The 25,280-nt window shown below is 66.0% G+C and carries 26 protein-coding genes; 10 read left to right on the forward strand and 16 right to left on the reverse strand.

Annotated elements, in window-relative coordinates; genetic code table 11:
* The coding region (locus VJ897_RS09845; protein ID WP_324055436.1) for an ABC transporter substrate-binding protein at positions 1 to 871 on the reverse strand (871 nt) is incomplete at its 3' end.
* 257 nt (positions 872 to 1,128) lie between these two features.
* Here VJ897_RS09845 and VJ897_RS09850 point away from each other — a divergent pair.
* Positions 1,129 to 2,157 (forward strand): LacI family DNA-binding transcriptional regulator, encoded by a 1,029-nt coding sequence (locus VJ897_RS09850; RefSeq protein ID WP_324055437.1) that lies wholly within the window; start codon positions 1,129 to 1,131, stop codon positions 2,155 to 2,157.
* An 8-nt stretch (positions 2,158 to 2,165) separates the two neighbouring features.
* Positions 2,166 to 3,491, forward strand: a complete 1,326-nt coding sequence (locus VJ897_RS09855; RefSeq protein ID WP_324055438.1) for a GH1 family beta-glucosidase — start codon at positions 2,166 to 2,168, stop codon at positions 3,489 to 3,491.
* A gap of 79 nt (positions 3,492 to 3,570) precedes the next feature.
* On the opposite strand, the gene VJ897_RS09860 is transcribed toward VJ897_RS09855, so the two are convergent.
* The 8 genes from VJ897_RS09860 to ectA all read right to left on the reverse strand — a co-directional run bounded on the left by VJ897_RS09860 (position 3,571) and on the right by ectA (position 11,427).
* Positions 3,571 to 4,407 (reverse strand): fumarylacetoacetate hydrolase family protein, encoded by an 837-nt coding sequence (locus VJ897_RS09860; protein ID WP_324055439.1) that lies wholly within the window; start codon positions 4,405 to 4,407, stop codon positions 3,571 to 3,573.
* Positions 4,408 to 4,492: 85 nt separating this feature from the next.
* Positions 4,493 to 5,749, reverse strand: coding sequence for an organoarsenical effux MFS transporter ArsJ (gene arsJ / locus VJ897_RS09865; RefSeq protein ID WP_324055440.1), 1,257 nt, complete (start codon positions 5,747 to 5,749; stop codon positions 4,493 to 4,495).
* Complete coding sequence (locus VJ897_RS09870; RefSeq protein WP_324055441.1) at positions 5,746 to 6,744, reverse strand: ArsJ-associated glyceraldehyde-3-phosphate dehydrogenase; 999 nt, start codon at positions 6,742 to 6,744, stop codon at positions 5,746 to 5,748. Before VJ897_RS09870 ends, arsJ begins: the two co-directional genes overlap by 4 nt.
* Positions 6,741 to 7,577, reverse strand: coding sequence for an arsenate reductase/protein-tyrosine-phosphatase family protein (locus VJ897_RS09875; RefSeq protein WP_324055442.1), 837 nt, complete (start codon positions 7,575 to 7,577; stop codon positions 6,741 to 6,743). The genes VJ897_RS09870 and VJ897_RS09875 overlap by 4 nt, the downstream gene beginning before the upstream one ends.
* A gap of 119 nt (positions 7,578 to 7,696) precedes the next feature.
* Positions 7,697 to 9,121, reverse strand: coding sequence for an aspartate kinase (locus VJ897_RS09880; RefSeq protein ID WP_324055443.1), 1,425 nt, complete (start codon positions 9,119 to 9,121; stop codon positions 7,697 to 7,699).
* Between the two features lie 24 nt (positions 9,122 to 9,145).
* The gene (locus VJ897_RS09885) at positions 9,146 to 9,541 is read right to left on the reverse strand and encodes an ectoine synthase (protein ID WP_324055444.1); all 396 of its coding nucleotides are present in this window, start codon (positions 9,539 to 9,541) and stop codon (positions 9,146 to 9,148) included.
* A 5-nt stretch (positions 9,542 to 9,546) separates the two neighbouring features.
* A complete protein-coding gene (gene ectB, locus VJ897_RS09890; RefSeq protein WP_324055445.1) occupies positions 9,547 to 10,833 on the reverse strand; it encodes a diaminobutyrate--2-oxoglutarate transaminase in 1,287 nt (428 codons plus the stop codon).
* A gap of 48 nt (positions 10,834 to 10,881) precedes the next feature.
* A complete protein-coding gene (gene ectA, locus VJ897_RS09895) occupies positions 10,882 to 11,427 on the reverse strand; it encodes a diaminobutyrate acetyltransferase (protein WP_324055446.1) in 546 nt (181 codons plus the stop codon).
* A gap of 226 nt (positions 11,428 to 11,653) precedes the next feature.
* On the opposite strand from ectA, the gene VJ897_RS09900 reads away from it, so the two are divergent.
* Complete coding sequence (locus VJ897_RS09900; RefSeq protein ID WP_324055447.1) at positions 11,654 to 12,151, forward strand: MarR family winged helix-turn-helix transcriptional regulator; 498 nt, start codon at positions 11,654 to 11,656, stop codon at positions 12,149 to 12,151.
* On the opposite strand, the gene VJ897_RS09905 is transcribed toward VJ897_RS09900, so the two are convergent.
* From VJ897_RS09905 to hemC, 3 genes are all read right to left on the reverse strand, one after another.
* Positions 12,148 to 13,203 (reverse strand): extracellular solute-binding protein, encoded by a 1,056-nt coding sequence (locus tag VJ897_RS09905; RefSeq protein WP_324055448.1) that lies wholly within the window; start codon positions 13,201 to 13,203, stop codon positions 12,148 to 12,150. The two genes, VJ897_RS09900 and VJ897_RS09905, sit on opposite strands and share 4 nt — an antisense overlap.
* On the reverse strand, positions 13,190 to 14,875 hold the full coding sequence (locus tag VJ897_RS09910; RefSeq protein ID WP_324055449.1) for a chloride channel protein: 1,686 nt from the start codon (positions 14,873 to 14,875) through the stop codon (positions 13,190 to 13,192). Before VJ897_RS09910 ends, VJ897_RS09905 begins: the two co-directional genes overlap by 14 nt.
* Positions 14,876 to 15,007: 132 nt before the next feature.
* Positions 15,008 to 15,973, reverse strand: coding sequence for a hydroxymethylbilane synthase (hemC, locus tag VJ897_RS09915; RefSeq protein ID WP_324055450.1), 966 nt, complete (start codon positions 15,971 to 15,973; stop codon positions 15,008 to 15,010).
* Between the two features lie 90 nt (positions 15,974 to 16,063).
* Between hemC and hemE the strand changes: the two genes are divergently transcribed.
* The 4 genes from hemE to VJ897_RS09935 all read left to right on the forward strand — a co-directional run bounded on the left by hemE (position 16,064) and on the right by VJ897_RS09935 (position 19,303).
* Positions 16,064 to 17,095, forward strand: a complete 1,032-nt coding sequence (hemE, locus tag VJ897_RS09920) for a uroporphyrinogen decarboxylase (protein WP_324055451.1) — start codon at positions 16,064 to 16,066, stop codon at positions 17,093 to 17,095.
* Positions 17,096 to 17,102: 7 nt separating this feature from the next.
* Positions 17,103 to 18,044, forward strand: a complete 942-nt coding sequence (locus VJ897_RS09925; protein ID WP_324055452.1) for an amidoligase family protein — start codon at positions 17,103 to 17,105, stop codon at positions 18,042 to 18,044.
* Positions 18,044 to 18,706, forward strand: coding sequence for a gamma-glutamyl-gamma-aminobutyrate hydrolase family protein (locus tag VJ897_RS09930; protein ID WP_324055453.1), 663 nt, complete (start codon positions 18,044 to 18,046; stop codon positions 18,704 to 18,706). Before VJ897_RS09925 ends, VJ897_RS09930 begins: the two co-directional genes overlap by 1 nt.
* A gap of 153 nt (positions 18,707 to 18,859) precedes the next feature.
* Complete coding sequence (locus VJ897_RS09935) at positions 18,860 to 19,303, forward strand: hypothetical protein (RefSeq protein ID WP_324055454.1); 444 nt, start codon at positions 18,860 to 18,862, stop codon at positions 19,301 to 19,303.
* Positions 19,304 to 19,319: 16 nt separating this feature from the next.
* On the opposite strand, the gene hemF is transcribed toward VJ897_RS09935, so the two are convergent.
* Positions 19,320 to 20,216: an oxygen-dependent coproporphyrinogen oxidase gene (hemF, locus tag VJ897_RS09940; RefSeq protein WP_324055455.1), complete on the reverse strand. Its 897-nt coding sequence runs from the start codon at positions 20,214 to 20,216 to the stop codon at positions 19,320 to 19,322.
* Between the two features lie 112 nt (positions 20,217 to 20,328).
* Here hemF and VJ897_RS09945 point away from each other — a divergent pair, with 112 nt between their 5' ends.
* Positions 20,329 to 20,715, forward strand: coding sequence for a hypothetical protein (locus VJ897_RS09945; RefSeq protein ID WP_324055456.1), 387 nt, complete (start codon positions 20,329 to 20,331; stop codon positions 20,713 to 20,715).
* Positions 20,716 to 20,723: 8 nt separating this feature from the next.
* Here the strand turns inward: VJ897_RS09945 and VJ897_RS09950 are convergent, their stop codons facing one another.
* The 3 genes from VJ897_RS09950 to clpS are packed head-to-tail and all read right to left on the reverse strand — an operon-like array spanning position 20,724 to position 22,904.
* Entirely contained in the window at positions 20,724 to 21,527 is an 804-nt protein-coding gene (locus tag VJ897_RS09950) for an SDR family NAD(P)-dependent oxidoreductase (protein ID WP_324055457.1), read from the reverse strand.
* A 52-nt stretch (positions 21,528 to 21,579) separates the two neighbouring features.
* Positions 21,580 to 22,539: a class I SAM-dependent methyltransferase gene (locus VJ897_RS09955; RefSeq protein ID WP_324055459.1), complete on the reverse strand. Its 960-nt coding sequence runs from the start codon at positions 22,537 to 22,539 to the stop codon at positions 21,580 to 21,582.
* 23 nt (positions 22,540 to 22,562) lie between these two features.
* Complete coding sequence (gene clpS, locus VJ897_RS09960; protein ID WP_324055460.1) at positions 22,563 to 22,904, reverse strand: ATP-dependent Clp protease adapter ClpS; 342 nt, start codon at positions 22,902 to 22,904, stop codon at positions 22,563 to 22,565.
* A 274-nt stretch (positions 22,905 to 23,178) separates the two neighbouring features.
* Between clpS and VJ897_RS09965 the strand changes: the two genes are divergently transcribed.
* The gene (locus VJ897_RS09965) at positions 23,179 to 24,570 is read left to right on the forward strand and encodes a D-alanyl-D-alanine carboxypeptidase family protein (protein ID WP_414706724.1); all 1,392 of its coding nucleotides are present in this window, start codon (positions 23,179 to 23,181) and stop codon (positions 24,568 to 24,570) included.
* Between the two features lie 9 nt (positions 24,571 to 24,579).
* A complete protein-coding gene (locus VJ897_RS09970; protein WP_324055461.1) occupies positions 24,580 to 25,263 on the forward strand; it encodes a fumarylacetoacetate hydrolase family protein in 684 nt (227 codons plus the stop codon).
* Positions 25,264 to 25,280 lie beyond the last annotated feature (17 nt).

Here is a 25,280-nt window from a genome sequence, read left to right on the forward strand (position 1 = left end):
AGAAGTCGAAATCCGCGTCTTCCGGGAAGAAGGTCGGAATGAACGACGCCTGGCGGTGCATCAGGCAGGTCGGCGGCACCGAGAACACGCCGTCGGGCGAATCCCGGAAGTCGGTCTGCACGACTTCGGACGGTGTCATGCCGGTATAGTCTTCGTTCCGCGCGAAAGACCCAAAGGTCTCGATCGCGTTCACGACGCGCTCGTCGTCGAAGGGGATCTCGTTTGCGACCCACTGGTCGTACACCTCCAGCGGCTGGGTGCGCAGCATGATGTCCTCGACCCAGTCGGTGGCCGGCCAGCCGGTGGCGCCGCCGGACCCCAGGCCGATGCACCAGGGCGTTTCGCCGTCGGCAACCATCTGGTCGGTCAGCGCCTTGAGCTCTTCCATGGTCTCGGGGATCTCGTAGCCCGCGTCCTCGAAGTTCTCGGGCACGTACCAGACCAGCGATTTCACATCGACCTTGTAGAACATGCCGTAGAGGTTTTCCTCGCCGTTCTCGTTGGCGAAGGTCGCCAGGTCGACCCAGGATTGGCCGGCGGCGTAGTTCTCGCGAATCCAGTCGGCGGTGCCGTCCTCAAGCGGGGCCAGGAAGCCGCTGGACGCCATGTCGGACGCAAGGCCGGGCTGCGGGAACACGGCAACGTTCGGGGCCGAGCCCGCCTCCGCATCGACCATGATCTGCTGTTCGAAGCTGTCCGAGCCGACGTAGCTGACATCGTAGCCCGACTGTTCCGCGAATGCATCCAGAACGGCCTCGACGTTTGCCTGGTCCGGCCCCAACCACGGACCGAAAACGGTCAGGTCCTGGGCCGACGCCATTCCGGCGGTCAGGGCGACGGCGGCTGCACCGGTGAGCAGGGTCTTTTTCATGAGTATCCTCCCAATTGCGCGGAAACCGCGCGTGACTGCAGTCTTGAACAAGCGCGAGACCGGTCCTGCGACTCGGCCCAAAGCGCTTTGAGTATCCACAGCCTTGAAGCAATCCCGCCACCCTGTCAACGCTGCACCTGCAGCATACAGATTTCTGCAATTGCATCCTATCTATACGGATTCTCATTGATTTTTGGCGCGGGACAAGAAAGGATGCACGCCAGCCCGTTTCCCAAAGCGTTTTCAATAATCCGCCCATGAACCTCAAGGAACTCTCCGCCAAGCTGAACCTCTCGCCGACCACGGTGAGCCGGGCGCTCAACGGCTATCCCGAGGTCAAGGAGGAGACCCGGCGGCGTGTTCTGGACGCGGCCAGCCGCTATGACTATTCACCCAACGCCCGCGCCCAGGGGCTGGCAACCGGGCGATCCCAGGCCATCGGCCACGTCATACCCTTGTCGACGAAACATGAAATGGTGAACCCGATCTTCGGCGATTTCATCGCCGGCGCGGGCGAGACCTATTCCAGCCACGGCTACGAGATGCTGATCTCGGTTGTCGAGGACGACCGCGCCGATGACGCCTATCGCTCGCTCAAGCGGCGCGGCGTGGTCGATGGTGTCATCGTGCACGGCCCGCGCATGGAGGATTCACGCATTCCGATGCTGCAGGAGCTGGGCCTGCCCTTCGTGGTGCACGGGCGCGCCTCGGGGCTGGCCCAGGACTATTCCTGGCTGGACGTGAACAACCGCCGCGCCTTCCAGCGCGCCACCGACTTCCTGCTCGACCTCGGGCATCGCCGCATCGCACTGCTCAACGGGCTGGAAACAATGGATTTCGCCGCCCGCCGCCGCGCGGGCTTCGAGGCGGCGCTGACAGCGCGCGGCCTCAACCCCGACCCGGGACTGGAGGTCAGCGGCGAGATGACCGAGGCCATGGGACACGGCAGCGCGCTGGCGCTGCTGGACCGGCCGATGCCGCCGACCGCCTTTGTGGTCTCCTCGATGATCAGCGCCATGGGCGTGCGCCGCGCGCTCGAGGATCGTGGCCTGCGCATGGGACAGGATGTCTCGGTCGTCACCCACGACGACGCCCTGTCCTATTTCACCAGCGGGGCCGATGTGCCGCTGTTCACCTCGACCCGATCCTCTGTGCGCGAGGCGGGTCGACAAGTGGCGCAAATGCTGATCGACAGGATCGACACGCCCGATGCCCCGCCCCGGCAGGTCCTGCTGGAAGCGGAACTGACCGTCGGCCGCTCGACCGGTCCGGCTCCGAAACAGTGAGGACACTGATGGATTTCAAACGCTCCGACTTCCCCGAGGACTTCCTGTTCGGCGCCGCGACCGCGGCCTACCAGATCGAGGGATCGGCCCATGGCGGCGCCGGATCCTGCCACTGGGACAGCTACGCGCGGGTTCCCGGCAACGTCATCGGGGCCGAAGACGGCAGCCGCGCCTGCGACCACTATCTGCACTGGAAGGCCGACCTCGACCTGCTGCGCGCGGCCGGAATGGACGCCTATCGTTTCTCGACTTCCTGGGCGCGGGTCCTGCCCGAGGGGCGCGGGCCGGTGAACGTCGAAGCGCTGGATTTCTACGACCGGCTGGTGGACGGTATGCTGGAACGGGGCCTGAAGCCGTTTCACACGATCTATCACTGGGAAATGCCCTCGGCACTGGCCGACCTGGGCGGTTGGACCAATCCCGACGTGCACAAGTGGTTTGCCGAATTCACGCAGGTCATCACGCGCAAGATCGGCGACCGTGTCCACGCCACCGCCACGATCAACGAACCCTGGTGCGTGGCCTACCTGTCGCATTTCCTGGGCCATCATGCGCCCGGCCTGCGCGATATCCGCGCCACTGCACGGGCCATGCACCACGTCCTCAAGGCGCATGGCGCGGCCATGGAAGTGCTGCGCGCCGAGGGGCGGGAAAACTGCGGCATCGTGCTGAACTTCGAGGCCGACGCCCCGGCCGAGGACGGCCCCGAACACGCCGCCGCCGCGGCCCGCCAGGACGCGATCATGAACCGCTGGTTCCTTGAGGGGGTCACCCGCGGCAGCTACCCCGAGGAGGCGCTGGAAGGGCTTGAACCCCACCTGCCCGCGGGCTGGCAGGACGACATGGCGGCAATCTCGCAGCCAATCGACTGGCTGGGTGTGAACTATTACACGCGCGGGCTGATGCGGGCCGCTCCCGACATGGCCTGGCCCTCCATGGAACCGGTGCCCGGCCCCCTGCCCAAGACCCAGATGGGCTGGGAGATTTTTCCACAGGGGCTGGAGGACAGGCTGACCCTTCTGTCACGCGACTACCTGGGCGATCTGCCAGTCTATGTGACCGAAAACGGCATGGCCTGGGATGACCAGGTGATCGACGGCGCGGTCCACGACCCCGCCCGCATCCGCTTCATATCGGACCATGTCGGCGCCACGCAAAACGCCATGACGCAAGGAACCAACGTGAAGGGCTTCTTCTACTGGTCGTTGCTGGACAATTACGAATGGGCCTTCGGCTATGAAAAGCGGTTCGGCATGGTGCACGTTGACTACCAGACCATGAAACGGACGCCCAAGGCCTCTTATCACGAGTTTGCCAAGGCGCTCACGCGGTAAGGGCGTACCACGGGGTGTCGGATTGCGATTGTCGCATCCTTGGTCCGATCGACTATCGCGATACCGCCTCGGCGGCGCCCTAAACTACCTCCTGGCGCTGGGTCCCAAGCCCCTCGACCGTCAGTTCCATGACATCGCCGGGTCGCAGGAACCGCTGGGGACGCCGCCCCATGCCCACGCCCGAGGGGGTGCCGGTGGCGATAATGTCGCCCGGCTGCAGCACCATGAATTCGCTCAGGTGGCTGACGATCTCGGCAACCGGGAAGATCATGTCGGCCGTTGTCGAATCCTGCATGACCTCGCCGTTCAGCGTCAGGCTCAGCCCCAGCGCCTGGGGGTCTGGGACCTCGTCCGCCGTGACCAGCCAGGGGCCGACGGGGCCGAACCCGGGCGCCGACTTGCCCTTGATCCACTGTCCGCCGCGGTCCAGCTGGTAGCTGCGTTCCGAAATGTCGTTGATCACGCAATAGCCCGAGACATGCGCCAGCGCCGCGTCCGCGGTCACACGGTAAGCCTCGTGCCCGATCACCACGCCCAGCTCGACCTCCCAGTCGGTCTTCTGACTGCCCTTCGGGATCGTCACCCGGTCATCCGGTCCTGACAGGGCCGAGACGGCCTTGGAAAACAGGATCGGCTCGGCCGGGGTGTCCTGGCCGGCCTCGGCGGCGTGCTTGGCGTAGTTCAGCCCGATGCAGAAGAAGTTCGGCACATGGGCCAGGCAGGCCCCGATGCGGCCCGGGTCGTCCACCAAGGGCAGGTCGGCGGGATCGATCGCCGCCAGTTCGGCCAGGGCCTCGGTCGAGACCGTCGGCCCGGCGAAATCCGCCACGACACCGCTGAGGCCGCGCACCCGGCCCTCTTTGTCCAGCAGGCCGGGTTTCTCGGCGCCCAGATCTCCGTAACGCAGGAATTTCATCTGTCTCCCTCCCATCGGCGCCTGTGCCGCGCCTGTATGCCTATGCGGCGTGGTAGGGCACGCAGCACGAAAAGACAAACGGCCCTCAGCCGCCGCGCAACCGCCCAGATGCAGCCGCACTCAGCGCCACCATCACCGAGGCCGTTCCCAGCATCAGGGGCAGCCCTCCAAACTGGTAGGTCAACCCGGACAGAACCGTGCCAAGAAGCCGGCCGCCCGCATTGGCCATGTAGTAGAAGCCCACGTCCATGGTCACGCGCTCGGCCCTTGTGAAGGCAAGGACCAAGTAGGAATGTAGCGAGGAATTGATCGCGAAAAGCGCACCAAAGACCAGCAGGCCCCCGATCAAGGTTACCGTCAGCCACGTCTGCGGCTGATCGGAGGCCAGCGAGGCCACGGTCAGCCCAACGGGCACCACCAGCAATGCAAGGGCCCAGCCGCGTGCAGCACCCACAAGCTCGGCCTCGGGGCGCTTCGCAGCCCCCAGGAGCCGCGGGGCAATGGCCTGGACCGCACCATATAGGATGACCCAGACCGCCATGAATGTCCCTATCATGAAAAAGGCCGCACGGTTGCCTGCTTCGCTGCCATCCGACAGGACCGCGTAGAAATAGACCGGCAGGCCCACCACGAACCAGACATCGCGCGCGCCGAACAGGAACACGCGCGCGACCGACAGCCAATTCACGTCAGCGGACTTGGAAAAGACCTCGGCGAACTTCGCACCCTTGCGTCCGGAGGGCAGTCCAGCCGGCATGAACAGTGCCACCGCCAGCAGGATCAAGGCCAGAACGGCGGCCATGCCCCATACCGCGCGCGTGAACCCGACAAGGCTCAGCAGCGCGGCGCCGAGCAGGAAGCCCAGCCCCTTGACCGCGTTCTTCGACCCGGTCAGCACGGCGACCCAACGGAACAGCCCGCCCTGCGCGGTCGGCGCCAGCAGCTTCACAGCAGATTTCGACGACATCTTGGCCAGGTCCTTGGCCACGCCCGATGCCCCCTGCACCAGCATGACATAGGCCACTGACAGGCCCACGGCCCAGCCGGGGTCGAGCTGGGCCAAGGCAACAAGGGCGACCACCTGCAGCCCCAGCCCGGCATAAAGCGTGCTGGTCAGCCCGAAGCGCGCCGCGATCCACCCCGCGCAGAGGTTCGTGACCATCCCCGCGACTTCATAAAGAACGAAGAGATAGGCCAGCTGCACCGGCGAGAAGCCGAGCGTGTGAAAGTGTAGCAGCACCAGCATCCGCAGGGCGCCGTCGGTCAGCATGAAGGCCCAGTATGCCGCCGTGACGGCGATATAGGCGCTCAGCCCCTCGGGCCGCTCGGTAGCCTCCGTCAAAGCGATGTCCCCACCACCCGCGCCACGTCCACCAGCCGGTGGGCATAGCCCATCTCGTTGTCATACCAGGCATAGACCTTCACCTGTGTGCCGTTCACGACCATGGTCGAGGGCGCATCGACGATGCTGGACCGCGTGTCGTTGGTGTAGTCGGTCGAAACCAGCGGGCGGGTTTCATAACCGAGAATGCCGTTCAACTCGCCTTCGGCGGCGGTCTTGAACATGGCGTTGACCTCTTCGGCGGTGGTTTCCCGCTCAACCTCGAAGACGCAATCGGTCAGTGAGGCATTGAGCAGCGGCACCCGCACGGCATGGCCGTTCAGCCGGCCATTCAGGTCCGGATAGATCAGCGTGATCGCCGTGGCGCTGCCCGTGGTCGTGGGGATCAGCGAATTGAGCGCCGAGCGCGCGCGGCGCAGGTCCTTGGCGGGGCGGTCCACGATGGTTTGCGTGTTGGTCACATCGTGAATCGTGGTCATGGAACCGTGCTTGATGCCCAGTCCCTCGTGAATGACCTTGACCACCGGCGCGAGGCAATTGGTGGTGCAGGAGGCCGCCGTGACAATCCGGTGTCGCGCGGGGTCATAGCCGGCGTCGTTGACACCCATCACGATATTCGCCGTCGGCCCGTCCTTGACCGGGGCCGAGACCACGACTTTCTGCACGCCCGCGTCGAAATAAGGGGTCAGCGCGGCCTCGGTCTTGAAGACGCCGGTGCAGTCGATAACCACGTCGACGCCCTCCAATGGCAAATCGGACAGGTCTTGCGTGCCGATGAAAGGCAGCTTGGTGCCATTTATGGTCACGCTGTCGGCATCGTGGCAGAATTCTGCATCCCAGTGCCCGTGCACCGTGTCGAATTCCAGCAGGTGGGCGTGCATCTCGGGGCCGCCAACCGCGTCGTTGATCCAGGCGATATCCATCCCCCGGTCCAGCAGCGGTTTCAGGGCCAGCTTGCCGATCCGGCCAAGGCCGTTGAGCGCGTAAACAGTCATGTGTCGTCTTTCGTTTGGCCGATGTCATCAACGGCCTGTTGCAGGGACATACGGCCCAGTTCTCGAATTGGCAGCGCGGTGAAGGCCGCGATGCGGCGTTGGAGCGCGCCGTAGGTATTCTGGAAGGCAAGGCTCTTTTCGGCGTCCGTGCCCTCGACCTTGACCGGATCGGGCAGCCCCCAATGGGCACTGACAGGCTGGCCGTCCCAAGCGGGGCAGTCCTCGTTCGCGGCCTGGTTGCAGACCGTGAAAACGAAGTCGAACCCCGGCGCGTCCCCGGCCTGGAATTCGCTCATGTGCTTGGCGCGCAGAACATTCGTGTCATGACCCTTCTGGTCCAGCACCTCGACCGCGAAAGGGTTGAGTTCAGAGTTCGGCGTGGTCCCGGCCGACCAGGCCTCGAACCGGTCGCCCGCCGTATGCCGCAGGATGGATTCGGCAAAGATCGAGCGGGCGGAATTGCCGGTGCAAAGGAAGAGTACCCTGTATTTCCGGTCGGTCTCCGGGGACATGGCCGGCCTGCGCTGTTGGCCGGTCAGGCAAAGATCGACCCGGCCGCGGCAACAATCCAGAAAGAGATCGTCGAAGAGGCGCTGCGCCACCTCCATCTCGACCGTGTAGCGCAGCGAGGTGCCGTCGCGCTGCTGGCTGATCAGTCCGGCCCGGGACAAGGCGGACAGATAGGCCGAGGTCGTACTGGGCTGGGCCTCGATGGCCTGCGCGATTTCCTGCGCCGGGACACGGTCGGGATAGCGTCGCATGAGCAGCCTGTAGATGGCAAGCCGCTGGGGGTGGCCAAGGGTCGCGAGGCGGGCGGGACTTTCCATTTCCATATTTCATGAATATTCGAAATATCGATCCGTGCAAGTGACGGTTTTGTAACAGGCAAGGCCCGCCATGCTTTCGCATGACGGGCCTGACGTGTCTTGCTCCGGGTGGCCGGGGGGCCTGTTCAGGCGGCCTTGACCAGGGGCGCCTGCGCGCCCTCGATCAACGCGCCATGCAACGCCTTGATGACGGCGTCGCGGCTATCCCGGTCAACGATGTACTGAACATCCACGTTACGCGGGCCCTGCGTGGCACCGATGGCCTCGTGCCCCGCCTCCGCTATGGCCTGAAGGCCCCGCGTCAGAACCGACAGACCGCGCAGGTCGCGCCCGATGGCAGAAACGACCGAAACGGTGCGTGTCGTGATCTCGGCGCTGGGATAGGCCGCAGCGATATCCTTTTCCACCCGCCGCATGGTCTTGAGCGATGTGTCCAGGTAATGCGTGATCGTATTGGCATTCGACACTTTGGACACGATGCGCACGTCGTGACGGCGCAGGACGTCAAGGATCGTCGCATCGTAACCCTTCACACCCACCATGTCCTGTTCGAAGACCTCCAGCGTGACGATATCAAGGCCGGTGACGATCTCGACCGCCGCAGTGTCGGCCGGCTGGTCGTCGATCAGCGTGCCGGGATCGCCTGGTTCGAAGGCGTTCGTCACACGCAAGGGGATCTCGGCTTGGCGCAGTACCTTGGCCGCCTTGGGGTGGATCGCCTCCATGCCCATGTTCGACAGCTGGTCAGCCACGTCGTAATTGGTCCGGCCCAGCTTGCGCACGGCGCCCTCGCCCACCAGCTTTGGGTCGCAAGAGGACAGATGGAATTCCTTGTGGATTATCGCCTCGCGCGCGCCGGTCAGGCCGGCCAGCCGCGAAAATGTCACCTCCGAATACCCCCGGTCGAATTCCCGCATCAGCCCCTCGGCGCACTGGGCGTAACCGGTGACGATCGGCATTTCGGTGTCCGGGTCCACCCCTGCCATGGCAGCGGTGATACGTTCGTCCAGCGTCACATCGCCTTCGTCGCGCCAGCCGGACAGGTCGACGCAGCGCGCATTCACACCCGCACGTTGCAGCATGAGCGTAGTGACAAAGGCCGAATGGGATTCGCCCAGCCCTGACAACAACTCGCGGATTTGCAGCATGTGCTCGGACAGGCGGAAGTGACCATAGGAACACAGGCGCTGCAGATCGATCAGGCAGTTGCGCGCCCCATCAATCCGGTCGCGCACGAAATCGTCGGCCTGGTCGATGTCGGCGGGGTTGTCCAGAATCGACTTGTGCGCCGCGATCATGGCGTCGGCGACACGGGTCAGGCCGTCATGCCAGCCATGGCCGGTGTCAGACTGCGCGAACTGGGCATAGACGCCCTGCTCGCCCGTCTTCTTGTGTTCCAGCAGAAGGTTGGTGATGCCAGCGAAGGCCGAAACGACGAAGACGCGTCCGTAAAGCGCCTCTTCGCTGAGGTCCCCGATGAAAAGCGTATCACGCAACTCGTTCACGCGGGACATCGAGGTCCCGCCGATTTTTTCCACGGTATGGGCCATGCTTGGCCTCCTTGTCCTTTTGCGTCAGCTGTCGTCGGGTGCCGCGTAGGAGCCATCCTCGCGGTGCACCTCGGTGCCCGTCACCGGCGGGTTGAAGCAGCAGGCCATGACCAGTTCCTCGTGGGCGACAAGCCGGTGCTTGTCGTGCTGGTCGAGCGCATACATCACGCCCGGCCGGATCGGGTATGTCGTTCCGGTGGCCAGGTCGGTGATCTCGCCGGTGCCCTGCATGCAGTAGACGCTCTCGAAATGGTTCTTGTAGTGGAACGTGTGGTCTGACCCCGCCTCGAGGAAGGTGATATGAAACGAGAAACCCATGTTGTCATCGGCCAGGAGCATCCGGACCGACGACCACTGCGCATCCGAAACGACGCGGTCGGGCTGGTTGGCGGTGATGTCGTGAAAATCGCGCACAATCATGGGGCTTACTCCGCTGCGATCTTGGTTCTGGCGAGGGTGTCGCGGGTCGCGTCCAGAAGGATGTTGAACCCCTTGCGGAAGGTCTCCATCGAGGTGGTCAGCGGGGCAAGGATCTTGACGACCTCGTCATCGCTGCCCGAGGTCTCGACCACGAGGCCCTTTTCATAGGCACGCGCGCAGATCTGCTCGGCGAGTTCGCCACTGCCCACGTCGACGCCCTGCATCAGGCCGCGCCCCTTGAGGTAGGCCCCCGGGATCAGCTCGGCGATTTCGTTCAGGGCCGTGGTGATCATGACGGTCTTGTGTGCCAGCTCCTGTTGGAACTTGTCATCGGACCAGAACTTGTAGATGGCGGTCCTTGCCGTCACGAAGGCATGGGTATTGCCGCGAAACGTGCCGTTGTGCTCGGCCGGGCCGAACACGTCGTGTTCCGGGCGCACCAGCACCAGTGCCAGGGGCAGGCCAAAGCCCGAGATCGACTTCGCCATGGTCACGATGTCGGGCATAACGCCCATCTCCTCGAACGAGAAGAATGTGCCCGTCCGGCCGCAGCCAGCCTGGATGTCGTCGATGATCAGCAGCGCCCCGTGCTTCTTGGCCACCTCTGCGACGCCGCGCACGAATTCCGGGGATGCGGCGTTCAGGCCGCCCTCGCCCTGAACGGTCTCCAGCATGATCGCAGCGGGTGCGTCGATCCCGCCCGAGCCGTCAGACAGCATCTTGTCGAGCAGCGCGACGGAATCCACCCCGTCGGCGAAATCGTCGAACGGCAGGCGCGTAACACCCGAGGTGTCCATGCCCGCACCACCGCGGTGATAGCCATTCCCGGTCGCAGCCAGCGCGCCCATCGTCACACCGTGAAAACCGTTGGTGAAGGCGATCACGTTGGTGCGGCCGGTGGACTTGCGCGCGATCTTCATCGCGGCCTCGACGGCGTTGGCCCCGGTCGGGCCGGTGAACATGACGCGATGGTCCATGTCGCGCGGCGCCAGGATGCGGCTTTCCAGCGCGTGCAGGAAATCGCCCTTGGCATCAGTGTGCAGGTCCAGCCCGTGGGCGATCCCGTCGTTCTCGATGTGCTCGATGAGCGCCGCTTTCATGTCCGGGTCGTTGTGCCCGTAGTTCAGCGACGAACAGCCGGCGAGAAAGTCGATGTAGGTTTTGCCGGTCTCGTCCGTCATGGTCGACCCCTGCGCCTTCGTGAAGACGGCGGGCATCCCGCGACAGTAGGAACGGGCCTCGCTTTCGCGGCGTTCATAGATCGAATCGGTCTTTGCCATGTCCTTGGCCATGATGTGTCCTTTCAGGAAGATCGTGTATGAGGAGCCGGGCGCGCGGGTTCAGGCCGCGCGGCGCAGCGGCACCGGGGCGGGCAGCTCGATCGTCACCATGTGCTCGGTGTCGTGGCGGCCCTCGAAATGCACCTCCTTGACGAAGTGAGGCTCGTCCGACAGGTCGCCGCCGATATGGCGGGCGAAGCTGCGGAACAGCCCCCAAGAGGCTTCGTTGTCCTTGGTGATCGTGGTCTTGAGGTGGGTGGCGTCGGCGCAGTTCTCGCGCTCGATCAGGTGAGTCAGCATCTTGCGACCGAGGCCCAGCCCCCGCGCCTTGTCGCTGACCGCGACTTGCCAGACGAAAAGTTCGTCCTTTTCGGGAACCATGTGGCCAGAAATCCAACCGACGATATCGCCATCAAGTTCCGCCACCACGCAGGTGTCGCGGAAATGGTCGGCCTGCACGAGGTTGCAGTACATCGAGTTCTCGTCGAGCGGCTTGCATGCCTTTATCAACTCCCAGATGGCGGCCCCGTCCGTTGTCTCCGGCTTGCGCAGACGGGGCGCGGGCGTTCGCGGTTTGACGGTGTCTTGCACTGTGTCCTTGGGCATGGGAGGTGACCTCTCTGATTGTTCGGAAAGCTAATTAGTATATCCCGCGAGGTAATTCAACCTTCGAAGGACACCAGGTGCGTCCGGCGCGCAAATAGCACGGTTTCAAAGACCATTGTCGTTCAGTATTTGCCCTTAACAGAAAGGGGGATGCTTCGATTTGCGAATATTTTGCAAAATTCCTTAGGCAATTGAAGCACCGGCCACCGCGTGCCATACTTGCAACATGTCAACAGCCTTCCCAGACCGGACCGACGAAAGCCTGATCGCCCTGCGCCGAATCCTGCGGGCCACCGAGTGGTATGCGCGTGACCTCGCCCACGCGGTGGGACTCAGCCCCGCTCAACTGCGGGTCCTTCAGATCGTGGCCGAGCGCGAGAGCGCCACGCCCAAGCTTCTGGCGCGCCAGATGGGCGTCAGCCAGGCCACGGTCACGGCCTTGGTGGACAAGCTGGTGGCGCGCGGGCTGGTGAGCCGGGTTCCCTCGGAACAAGACCGCCGCCAGACCAATATCGTGGCCACCGACCTGGGCCGCGAACGGCTGGACGATGCGCCCGACGCGCTGCAGCAGCGCTATGTCGCGGCCTTCAAACAACTACAAGGCTGGGAACAGGCTCAACTCGTCTCGTCACTGGAACGGGTGGCCGACATGCTCGACGCCCAGGACATCGACGCGGCGCCGGTTCTGACAACGGGTGACATCCGCTCGGGGCGCCGGGGCTAGTCGCCCCGCGCCAGCCAGGCGCGAAAGCGACGGTCGCGCAGCGCCTCGGTGTTCGCATACCAGGCATCGTCACGGACCAGCACCCGCCCGCCGTGCTGTGGCGCATTGGGCAGATGGGCGCGCATGGGCACGCCGGTTTCCGGGTGCAGCCCGATCCGCTCGAAGGCCGATACCCGCGTGGGGCCGTAGGGGATGCGCTCGGCCAGCCGGGCCATGGCCTCGGGACGCGCGGCATGGGCGACAAAGGCGCGGGCGGCATCGGGCGTGTCGGTGCTGGCGGCGATGGCCCAGACCTCGATGCCGATGATGCGCCCATCCCAGACAATGTCCAGCGGCATCCCGGACTGCGCCACGTCGACGAAGCGGCCATTGAACCCCGCGGCCATGACGGCGCGCCCCTCCGCCAGCATCTGCGCCGGCTCGGAAGGATCCGACCACCAAAGAATGTCGTCGCGGATCGTCTCGAGTCGCCGAAAGGCCAGCCGCAGGCCTCTATCAGTGCTCAACAGTCCGTAGACCTGTTCGGGTGGCACCCCCTCGGCCAGCAGCGCCCACTCCAGGATCCCGTCGGGGCCGCGTTGCAGTGCGCGCGGCCCGGGGAACCGCTCGGTGTCGAAGAAATCCTCGATTCCAGTGGGCTTTATACCGGGAAAAGCCCGGTCGTCGTAGGCCATGACCCGGGCATAGGCGTTCTGCGGCACGGCGCAACGGTCGGGTCGCCGGGGCGTGAAATCGGAAAGGGCGGCGCGGCTGAACATCTCGCGCGGACGCAGCGCCAGCAACAGGCCCTTGTCGCAGGCCACCCGCGCCTGGTCGGCCAGCATGTCGATGACATCCCAGCCCTCGGTCGCGCCGCGCGCGGCCAGCGCCGACCAGGTGCCGTCGTAGCGCGCGACGGTGACCGATCGGCCCGTTTCCTCGGCAAAGGGGGCGATAACCGCCCGGCGCTGCGCGGCCTCGTAGGCGCCCCCCCATGACACGACAGTCAGGTCCTGCGCGGCCAGCGGCACAGCCCAGAGGATCATCCCAACGGCAAGCTCAGACAGACGCATTTTCCTCCTCCCTCAGGCGCGCGGATTCATCCAGCCAGGCGGCCACGATATCGGCCTCGGACACGGCGCCGAGATAGGTGCCGTCGTCCGACACAACAGGCACCGCGTCACCGACGAAGCCACGCAGGCGGGTCATGGCCTCGGCCAGGTCGGTGCTGTCCTCGAAGACCAGGCCGGCCGGTTGCGCCAGGTCGGCCATCGTCGCTTCCCCGGCCGCGCGGCCCGGGGTGTAGATGCCCAGCAAACGGTCATCCCCGTTCAGGACGAAGGCCTCGCGCCAGCCCTTGGCGGCAAGGCGCCAGTCGACATCCCCGGGCGGTTCCCCTGCGCGGGCGGTCACCGCGTCGGGGGTCAGGTGGTCGACTATGCGCAGCGCGGCCATGTGCGGATGGTCCCGTCCCTGCGAGAAATCAATGCCATCCCGGGCCAGTTGCTCGTCGAAAAGCGACCGGCCGAACACCCGGTGCGAGACCAGATTGGAGAACACCACAGCGACCATGGCGGCGATGGTCACATCGTAGTTCCGCGTCAGCTCGAAGACGATCAGGATGCAGGTCAGCGGTGCACCGATCACCGCGCTGGCAAAGCCCATCATCCCCGCGATGGCATAGATCGCCGCGCCAGAGCTTGGCACTCCCAGTGCGCCCGACAGCAGCGTCCAGAACAGCACGCCCACCAGACTGCCGATCAGCAACGAGGGGCTGAAGGCCCCGCCGGAAAACCCCGCCCCGATACAAAGCGCGGTCAGGCCGATCTTGGCGCCGATCAGCACGACCAGTTCACCCAGTCCAAAGGCCCCGTCGATCGTGGCAAAGCGCAGGGTCGAGGTGCCGATGCCAAGCACGTCCGGAAGGGCCAGCGCCGTCAGCCCCACCGCCAGTCCGGCCAGGGCCGGGCGCAGGGCGGGAGCCGCAATCAGTCGGCCCAGCCAGGGTCCCAGCGCCAGCAGCAGCCGCATGAACCCAACCGCCGCCCCGGCCACGAGGACGCCCAGCACGGCCACCAGCGCGAATTCATATCCGTGCGCGACACCGGGAAAGTCGATGCGGAACAGGGCCGGGCGCTCGAAGACGACATTGGCGATCACGTATCCGGTGACGGAGGCCACGGTGACAGGCGCGAAGGCCCGGGTCGCATAATGGCGCAGCACGACCTCGTGCGCGAACAGCACTCCCGCAACGGGCGCGTTGAAGGCGGTCGAGATTGCCGCGGCCACGCCGCAGCTGACCGCGATGCTGGCAAGGCCGGGAATCCCCAGCCGCAGCCTGTGGACCGCGCCGCCGAACAGCGCACCAAGGTAGACCATGGGCCCGTATTGTCCGACGGAGGCCCCCGCCCCAAGCGACAGCGCCGCCGTCGCGGTCGAGACCAGCCCGCTTCGCAGATCCGGCAGGGTGCGATGGAACTGCACTGCCCGGATCACGGCGGGTGGCCCCAGCGGGTGACCTGCAGGCGAAAGATAGCGATGGGCCAGCCCCACCAGAAAGCCGCCCAAGGTCGGCACCAGAAGTGTCGCTGATGCCACCAGCAGAGGCAGGCTTTCCCATTGCACCCGCGTCTTGGGCGCGACCAGCAGCAGATCGTTGAGCAGCGCGACAAGATCGACCAGCGCGATGGCGGCCAGCGAGGCCGCACACCCCACAACCAAGGCCACGCCGATCAGCACCAGCATCCGCAACTGGGGCGATGGGCCGGGCGGTCCGGTCCTGCATTGTGTCCTCGTGCGCATCCCCGGGGGTCCTCGGCGCCGTGTCCGGGCGAGCCTAGCCCCGGCAACCCTGTCCGTCGAGACCGGCGCGGATCGCTAGCCGCCGGTTACGGCGGCAAAGAACCCCGGTGTAGCACGGCCCAGCAGCTCGCGCGCAAGCGCCGCCCCCATGGCCGGGCCGTCCGCGACGGGCCCGGAAAGCTCGCCTGAATGCACCTCGGACCCGTCCGGGCGCAGGATCTCGCCGCGCAGGCGCAGACCCTCGGGCACGAATTCGGCCAGCCCGCCGATCGGCGTCTCGCAAGACCCGTCCAGCGCGGCCAGGAAGGCCCGTTCACAGGCCAGCCGGGCGCCGGTGTCCGTGTCATGGACTGCCGACAGCATCCCGGCCACCCGGTCGTCATCGGCGCGCCGTTCGATCCCTATGGCACCCTGCGCCACCGCCGGCAGCATATCCTCGGGCGAGATGGCCGCGCGGGCGACCTCGGCGCGGCCCAGCCGCCGCAGCCCCGCCATGGCCAGAAAGGTGGCCGCGGCCACGCCGTCCTCCAGCTTTCTCAGTCGGGTCTGCACGTTGCCGCGAAACTCCACCACCCGCAGGTCTGGACGCCGCGCGCGCAACTGCGCCTGGCGCCGCAGGCTCGAGGTGCCCACCACAGTGCCCTCGGGCAGGTCGCCCAGCGCGCCATGATCGAGCGAGACGAAGGCATCACGCACGTCCTCGCGCGGCAGGTGGCAATCCAGCACCAACCCTTCTGGCTGTTCCACCGGCATGTCCTTCATGGAATGCACGGCGATGTCGATCCCGCCCGACAGCATCGACTCCTCGATTTCCTTGGTGAAAAGGCCCTTGCCGCCGATTTCCTTGAGCGGTTTGTCCGCATCGATCATAGAGCGGTTATCGCCGGTGGTCTTTATGACCACCACCTCGAAGGCCGCCTCTGGCAGGTCGAAGGCCGCCGCAAGGCGGGCGCGGGTTTCATGGGCCTGGGCCAGCGCCAGCGGCGAGCCGCGTGTGCCGATCCTCAGCGGGCGATCGGGTGAGGGGAGATCCTGCATCATGCCATGCTTCTAGACGCCGCACGCGCGCGTGACAACGGCTTGACTTCACCGGGCGCAACTGGAACCTCGATACCGTTGATAGGAGTTCCCATGACCGACAAGACAATCCTGCGCGCCCTCGGGGGCGAGACCCTGCCCACCCCGCCGATCTGGATGATGCGCCAGGCCGGCCGGTACCTGCCCGAATACCGCGCCACACGGGCGCAGGCGGGGGACTTCCTTTCGCTGTGCTACACGCCGGACCTTGCCGCCGAGGTGACGCTGCAGCCGATCCGCCGCTACGGGTTCGACGGGGCGATCCTCTTTGCCGATATCCTGCTGGTGCCGCAGGCACTGGGGGCCGACCTGTGGTTCGTCACGGGCGAAGGGCCGCGCCTGTCCACTCTCACCGACCAGGCCGGTTTCGACGCGCTGCTCCCGGCCGACGCCATCCACGATCATCTTGCGCCGATCTACGAGACCGTCCGCATCCTGTCCGGGGAATTGCCGGCCGAGACGACGCTGATCGGTTTCGCCGGGGCGCCCTGGACCGTCGCGACCTACATGATCGCCGGGCGCGGCACTCCCGACCAGGGCCCGGCCCATGCGCTCAAGGCCGAAAACCGTCCGCTGTTCGAGGCGCTGCTGGACAGAATCACCGAGGCGACGATCGAATACCTGTCAGCCCAGGCCGACGCCGGGGCCGAGGTGGTCAAGATCTTCGACAGCTGGGCCGGATCGCTGCAGGGCCAGGACTTCCAGAAATACGCGGTGGACCCGGCTCGCCGGATCACAGCGGCGCTCAAGGAGCGGCATCCGGGCCTGCCCGTCATCGCCTTCCCGCGCGGCGCGGGCGAAGAGTATGTCGGCCTGCACAAGGCCATCGGGGCCGACTGTATCGCGCTGGATGACGGGGTGTCGCCGGAATGGGCCGCCGAGAACGTGCAAACCGGCGGCTGTGTGCAGGGTAACCTGAAATCCTCGCACATGGTGACCGGCGGCGACGATCTCGTGCGCGAGACACGCCGTGTTGTCGATGCTCTGTCGAATGGCCCGCACATCTTCAACCTTGGCCACGGGATCACGCCAGACGCGGACCCCCAGAACGTGCAACTGATGATCGACACGATCCGGGGCGGGTGAGGGCCGCATGGACACTCCCGCGTTCCTGCCTCTGCCGCTCGGAACCGACCGCCGCGCCGGGGTCGAGATCGAGTTCGGGGGCTTGACCGAGACCGAGGCCGCCCGGATCGCGCGGGACACCCTTGGCGGCGAAACCATGGCCAGCGGCGACCACGAACTGCGCCTGACGGGCAGCATGCTGGGCGATCTGGAGATATACCTCGACACCGCCCTGCGCGACAGGCTCGACGGACCGCTGGCCGAGATCGGGCTGGACCTGTCGCGCACAGTGGTGCCGATCGAGATCGTCACGCCGCCGCTAACTTTCGACCAGTTGCCGCAGGTCGACCACCTCTGCGCGGCACTGCGAACTGCCGGGGCCATCGGCACGCGCGACGGAATATTCCTGGGCTTCGGGTTGCACCTGAACCCAGAAATCCCGGGACCGGGGATCGCGGACCTGCTGCCGACCCTCACCGCCTATGCCCTGCTCGAAGACCGCCTGCGCTATGGCGGCGAGATGGACGTGGCGCGCCGCGTCCTGCCCTTTTCCGATCCCTTCCCTCGCGGCTTCGTGGATTGCCTGGCCGGGGCGCGGGACTGGACCCTGGATGATCTCTTCGACGCCTGTCTTTCCCACAATGCGACCCGCAACCGCGGCCTGGACATGCTGCCGGTGCTCGCACATCTCGACGAGGACCGGGTCGCGCAGGCGCTGGACGGTCTCGGCGCTATCTCGGCCCGACCGGCCTGGCACTACCGCCTGCCCGACTGCCGCATTGACGAACCCGCGTGGTCAGTTGCCGCCGAATGGAACCGCTGGGTCCTGGTGGAACGGATCGCGGCGGATGCCGACGTGCTGGACCGGCTGAAGACGGCCTGGCAGGGCCATCGGGCCGCACTGACGACCCTGCGTCCCGACTGGCGCGCGCAGGTTGGCGAGATCCTCGCGCAGGCCGGGTTGACCTGATGCGCAAACCCCGGATCGCGGTGACGACCTCGGCCCGGTCGGGCTGGCGCATCTTTCCGCTGGTGGCCCTGAACGTCCGGCTGGGTGGCGGACAGGCCGTGCGCTGGGGCGCAGGCAGGCCCTCGCAACTCGATGGCGTGAACGGCCTCATCATCGGCGGTGGCGACGATATATCGCCCGAGCTTTACGGCGGCACGCTGCACCTCTCGGCCCGGATCGACCCCGACCGGGACGCGCTGGAATTGCGGCTTGCACGAGAGGCGCTGGCACGCAACATGCCCGTTCTGGGCATCTGCCGCGGCGCGCAGATGATCAACGTGGCGGCGGGCGGCACGCTCGACCAGGATGCCTATGCCAATCATCAGCGCAGCATCCGGCACCGTACGATCCTGCCGCGCAAGCGTGTATGCCCCCTGCACGGGAGTGCCCTGGCCTGCATCGCCGGACCAGAGGAAATGACGGTGAACGCCCTGCACAGCCAGGCGGTGGACCGCGTGGGCACCGGCCTGCGCGTGGCCGCCCGCGACGAGGGGGGCATGGTGCAGGCCGTCGAGGCGACCGGTGTCCGTTTTGCCCTGGGCGTGCAGTGGCACCCCGAACACCTGTTCTACGCGCGCCGCCAAAGGGCACTGTTCAAGGCGCTGGTCGAGGCGGCACGCTGACCGGGACGGCGGGCAGGGCGATGGCGATAGCCGAGCGGCGTCCGCCAACCTTTCATTCTACCACTCTTCATACCGTCGCGCCTTGTCCGCTGTCATGGCGCACGCCGGCGACCTGGCACAGAATGCTGCGGCCAACCAGTCATGAGGACCGCTATGTCTCTACTCAAATCCCTGTTTCTCGCCACACCTCTGGCGCTATTCGGCGGTCTTGCCGTGGCGGACGACGTGCGTCTGCCGCCCTCCGTGGGCGCAACACCGATCGAGATCCCCTATATCGACCCCGATGCCCCCTTGACGCTTGACCGTCAATCACTCGACCAGTCTGGCACCCGGGTCCGACCCCTCGACGGCGGGGCTTCCGTAATGGTCATGCCCGTTCCAATTCCCGGCGACGGGATCGAGCGGATCGACCCAACTCGCATTCCGGGCGCCTTCAGCGTCCTTCCGATTCCCCTAACAGACCCGGAACGTGTCGCCATGCAAGGTCCATTCACATACGCGGTCCTGCGCGACGGCTCGATCTACGGTGACACCAACTTCGGCTATGCCCGGTTCCAGGACTTGACCACCTACCGCGCGTTTCTGCGCGGCCACTGAACGGTCGCCGCCCGGGTCACACCCACTTTGCCATGGGCGGCAGGCTCATCAGCACGGCATTTGCGTCATGGCCAGTCTCCAGGCCGAACTTTGTGCCCCGGTCATAGACCAGGTTGTATTCCGCATAGAGCCCGCGATGGACAAGCTGGGTATCCTTCTCGGCCTCGGTCCAGGGCAGGTCGCGTCGGGCTTCCACGCAAGGCAGGAAGGCCGGCAGGAAGGCCCGGCCGATATCCTGCGTCAGGGCGAAATCACACTCCCAGTCGCCGGTGCAGTGGTCATCCATGAAGATGCCGCCAACACCTCGCGCCCGGTGCCGGTGGGGTATGTAGAAATAGTCGTCTGCCCAGTCCTTCAGGCGCGGATAATGCTCTTCCCCGTGTGGATCGAGGTGTGCCTTCTGCATGGCATGGAAGTGCGCCGTGTCCGCCTCGTACTCAATGCAGGGGTTCAAGTCCGACCCGCCGCCGAACCACCAGGCATGCGGCGTCCAGAACATCCGCGTGTTCATGTGAACCGCCGGCGTATGCGGGTTCTGCATGTGCGCGACCAGGGAGATACCCGAGGCCCAGAACCGCGGATCATCCACCATTCCCGGCAGCCCCTTGCGCGCCATCATGGCCGCCTGGGCCTTTTCACCCAGCGTGCCTTGGACGGTCGACACGTTGACGCCAACCTTCTCGAAAACCCGGCCCCCGCGCATCACCGACATCAGCCCGCCGCCGGCATCCTCGCCCTCGGCGCCCTTGCGGCGGGTCTCTGTCACCTCGAAGCGGCCCGGGGGCACGTCGGCGAACGGCCCGGATTCCTGCGCATCCTCCACCTCCTCGAAGGCGGCGACAATCTCGTCACGCAGGGTGCGGAACCAGGCCGAGGCGCGGGCCTTCTGCTCGGTCATTTCGTCAGCGGCCATGGTTAACCCTCTTGTTATTACCTAGCGGCGGCCCTTAGCATCCTTTGGGGATGGCGGCCAAGACCCGGTCGTCGCAACCGCGCGCTTCCGTCAAACACCAAGGCATCCTCCCATGAAACCCATCGTTTACCTGCTGCCACTTGTCATCCTTGCTGCCTGCGCCACCCCGCGCGAGGCCTGCATTGCCGAGGCCCAGGGCAAGTTGCGCCTCCTGAACGCGCAGATCGCCACGGCCCAGGGCAACATAGATCGCGGATACGCACTGGCCGAGGTCCAGGACCTGCGCACCGTTACCCGAACCTGTACCGGCACCAACGAGGACGGCAGCACCTTCACCTTTCCCTGCCAGAAGACCCGCACCTACACGCGCGAGGAACCAGTCGCCATCAACGTGGCCGCAGAACGCGCCAAGCTGGGCGACCTGCGCAAACGCCGCAACGCCGAGGCCGAGGCGGCCGAGGACCGCATCCGCCAGTGCATCGCCATCCACCCGGAGTGACTTGAATATCAGTGCGCGGGCGCGTCGACCGGGTCGATCAGCGTGCGCCCGCCGTCCACGGTTATGATCTCGCCGGTCACGAAACCCGAGGCATCCGAGGCCAGGTATTGCACCGCGTCCGAAACCTCGCCCGGGCCCGCGATCCGCCCCAGAGGCGTGTGGTCGATGATCTCGTCGCGGTAGCCCTCGTTCTCCTTGAGCGCGCCTTTCAGGCTGGCGCTCATGACCGACCCGAAGGCCACGGCGTTGACGCGGATTCGGTGCGGGGCCAGCGCGACGGCCATGGAACGCGTCATCTGGTCCAGCGCGGCGGCCGATATGGAATAGCCCAGCAGCTCGGGGTTTGCCAGGCGCGACGCGATGGAGCTCAGGTTGATGATCGATCCCGCCGGGCCGCTTTCCTGCCCTTTTGCCTGCTTGATCATCCGTTTCGAGATGGCCTGGGTCAGCCGCAACGAGGTCATCAGGTTCTGCTGGATCAGTTCCTCGACGTTGTCGCCGGCCGGATCGAGCGGGTCCGAGGTCATCATCTGGCGCGATGCATTGACCAGGATATCGACGCGATCGTAGGCGTCGATCGTCATGGACAGCAGATTGGCGATGGACAGTTTCTGCCGCAGGTCGCAGGCAAAGCTGCGGTAGCGCGACCCGTCGATGTCCGTGTCGCCAAGTTCCTGGCCCAGGCGCGCATCGTCCATGTCGGCGAAGACCACGTTGGCCCCCTGATCGACGAAATGCCGCCCGATGGCCAGGCCGACGCCATTTGCCGCACCGGTGACGATGGCGGTCTTGCCCTCGATGGAAAAGCTCATGTCGGTCTCTCGCTTCCTGACGCCGATTCCCGCTCCGCCACGCTAGGCGATTTCAGCGCCGCGGGCGAGCGGCGCGTATCAGCTTGAAGGCCCGGTCGCCACCGACCTCTTGCACCTGAGCGAACAATTCCCGCAAGCGGGTCTCGTAGGGCAGGTGCCGGTTGGCCACAAGGTAGAGACTGCCCGAGGGCTTCAGCAGGCGGGCCGCGGTAGCCAGGAAGGCCTGCCCCAGTTCGGGCAAGCCCTTGCGCGCGCTGTGAAAGGGCGGGTTCGTGACGACGGCGTCATAGCGCGTCTCTGTCGTGAACCGGGTCCCGTCAGCCCAGAGAGCCCGGGCGCGCGGGTCGGAGATGTTCTCGGCAAGGCAATCCAGCGCCAGGGCCTCGGCCTCGATCATGTCCAGGTGAGTCACGCCGGGATGCGCCAGCACCGCCGCCGAGAGATAGCCCCAGCCCGCGCCCAGATCGGCCACACGGCCCGACAAGGGCGGCAGCGCTCCGGCCAGCAGGCGCGAGCCGGGGTCGACCTTGCCCTCGGAAAAGACGCCGGGCTGCGTGCGGAACCCGTCGACCCACCGGTCTGGCGTGTCCCAATCGGGCACGCCGTCTGGAGCAAACCAGAACAGCCGCCCGTGCGCCTTGATCAGCGTGCCAGCAACGGGCGCCCATCCACGGCAGGCCTTGTAAAGGCTGTCGACCCCGTCCGTGCGGGCACCGTCGACAATCACCAGCCCGGTCGCGGCGTGCAGGGCATGGGCGACGAGACGCCGCGCAAGGGCCTTGGACCTCGGCACCACCACCAGCACCGTGGGCACCGGGCCGGACCCTGCCGTGGCGTAGCCGCGCGCGGCCCAGGCGTCGTGGTCCGGCTTGAAGCCATGGTCGATCTCGACCCTTGCCGGCTCCAGCGCGGAAAGATCGTAATCGGCAGGCGGGCGCAGCACGCGGACGGGGCCATCGGGCAGCACTGGCGCGGCGCTGTCCAGCGCGAGGGTCAGGCGGGAATGTGCCATCCGTCGAGGAACCGGCGCGGGGCCTATTCCTTCTCCATGGTGCATTGCAGCGGATGCTGGTGGCGCTGCGCCAGATCCATGACAAGCGCCACCTTGGTCTCGGCGATCTCGTGACTGTAAACACCGGCCACGGCCACCCCCTTCTGATGGACGGTCAGCATCAGTTCCACAGCCTGCGCATGGGTCAGGCCGAAATAGCGTTCCAGAACATGCACGACGAATTCCATGGGCGTGTAATCGTCATTGAGGATCAACACTTTGTAGAGCGGCGGGCGTTTGGTCTTGGTGCGGGTGTCCACCTTTACGCCGACGTCGCCGTCGTCGTCCTGATCATTGCCGGAAGTCATGTAGGTCTTGTGCAGCATGGCGATCCCGTATCCTGCGGCGCACTCCGTTTTCAATCCTTTTCATATAACCTCCGGGGGTCTTGTGAAAAGGGGGTGCCCGGCATGTGCCCAACGTGAGGCGCGGATTTGGGGGGTGCTGCAAAAGAACCCCCAAGATATGCCGGCGGGCACATCAAGGGCACAGTGAAAAGTGTTGAAAATAAGATATTTTCCCGGCGCACGGACCGTGCTATCGTCTCTTCTGAGGAAGGCCAGAAAACCGGCCCCCATGAGGCAGACAAAGGGCAGTGACGTGAAACGTCGATTGAACACCCCCGGTGTGGCGGGGTTACTCATGCTATCCGTGATGATCCTTGCCGCGCTCGCGCCCGCCACCGCGCGGTCGGCCCCCTATGCGGCCATGGTTATGGACGCCCGCACCGGGGAAGTCTTGCATTCGCGTAATGCCGACACTCAGTTGCACCCGGCCTCGCTGACCAAGATGATGACGCTCTACATCGCGTTCCAGGCCGTGGAACGCGGCGAGATCGGCCTCGACGACATGGTCCGCATCACGCCGCTGGCCGCGAACGAACCGCCGTCGAAACTGGGCCTTCGCGCGGGCCAGCAGATCCGGTTCCGCTATCTGATCCGGGCAGCAGCGGTGAAGTCGGCCAATGACGCGGCCACCGCCATCGGCATCGCGCTGGAGGGCAACGAAGCCGCCTTTGCCCGGCGCATGAACGCCACAGCCCGGGCCATGGGGATGACCCGCACCACCTTTCGCAACGCCCACGGACTGACGGAAAGCGGGCACATGTCCACTGCCCGCGACATGTCCATCCTGGGCCGCCACGTGATTTACGACTTCCCGCAATACTACAACCTGTTCTCGCGCGTGCGCGCCGATGCCGGGGTGCGCACCGTCAATCATACCAATCGCCAGTTCCTGAGATCCTATCGCGGGGCCGACGGAATCAAGACGGGTTATACCCGTGCCGCCGGTTTCAACCTGACCGCCTCTGCCGAGCGCGGGCAGGAACGAATCATTGCCACCATGTTCGGCGGTTCCTCGACCTCGGCCCGCAATGCCCGTGTGGCGGAACTCATGAACATGGGGTTTGCCCGCGCACCCAGCCGCGCGCGGCTGGCCCGCCCCAGCCCCGCGCCGGCCTTTGCCGGCGGCGGCGGCACGCGCAACACCCGCGCCAGCGGGCTGGTCAGCCGCTCGCTGCGGCCAATGCTGCGGCCTGCACCTGAAACCGTCCCGGCCGAGGCATTGTTGCTGGCCAATGCCGACGTGATCGAGAGCGCCGTGACAGAGGTCCTCGAAAGCGAGACCGCGCGCGCTCCCGAAGCTGCGCCGATCCCGCCGGCACGCCCCGACGAGAAGGCGGTTGCCTCTGCCAAGGCCCCGGCGACAGCGCCCTCGGAACCCGAGGTCGTCACCCGGATCTCGACCTCGGGCGGGCGCCACTGGGGGGTCAATGTCGGCCGATACAATTCACGCTACCAGGCCGAGCGGGTGCTTCTGCGCGTCGCGCTCAACGAGATGAGTTCGCTCGACGGGGCGCTGCGCCGCGTGCGACAGGGCCCCCGTGGGTTCGACGCAAATTTCATGGGCCTGACCCGTGACGGGGCAGAGCTTGCCTGCACGCGGCTTCAGGCGCGGGGCACCTCCTGCTTCATGATCGGTCCGTCCTGAGACACCCCCATGCCCCATCTTGCCGTTCAACCGCCTGCCCTGCCCGTCTTCTCGACGGACCAGCCCGATACGGGGGTTCGCCTGCACCGGGTGATTTGCGTGGGACGCAACTACGCCGAGCATGCCCGCGAGATGGGCAACGACCCGGAGCGCGAGCCACCCTTCTTTTTTTTCAAACCGGCCAGCGCGGTGGTGCCCTCGGGTACGACCATTCCCTATCCGCCTGCCACCGACAACCTGCACCACGAGGCGGAACTGGCCGTTCTGGTCGGCACTGGCGGGGCTGAGATCGCGCCGCAAGCAGCGCTGTCCCACGTCTGGGGCTTGGCCGCCGCCAACGACCTGACCCGCCGCGACCTGCAGGCAGAGGCAAAGCAGATGCGCCGCCCCTGGGACATGGCCAAGGGGTTCGACAACTCCGCAGTCCTGGGCAGGTTGCACAGGGGCGTGGACCTCGCCGGCGACAGATCGATCCGTTGCCGGGTCGATGACGTCTTGCGTCAGGATGCCCCCCTGTCGGCAATGATCTGGCCCGTCGAGGAGATCATCGCCCACGTGTCGCGCCTGCTGACGCTGCAACCCGGCGACCTGATCCTGACCGGCACGCCGGCGGGGGTCGGCCCACTGGCGCGCGGCCAGACCTGCACGGTCGAAATCGACGGATTTGACCCGGCAACGGTGACACTGGCCTGAGCCGCGCCGCGGGGGGC

The organism is Salibaculum sp., assembly GCF_035270045.1.
In the GTDB taxonomy this organism is placed as follows: Bacteria; Pseudomonadota; Alphaproteobacteria; order Rhodobacterales; family Rhodobacteraceae; genus Salibaculum.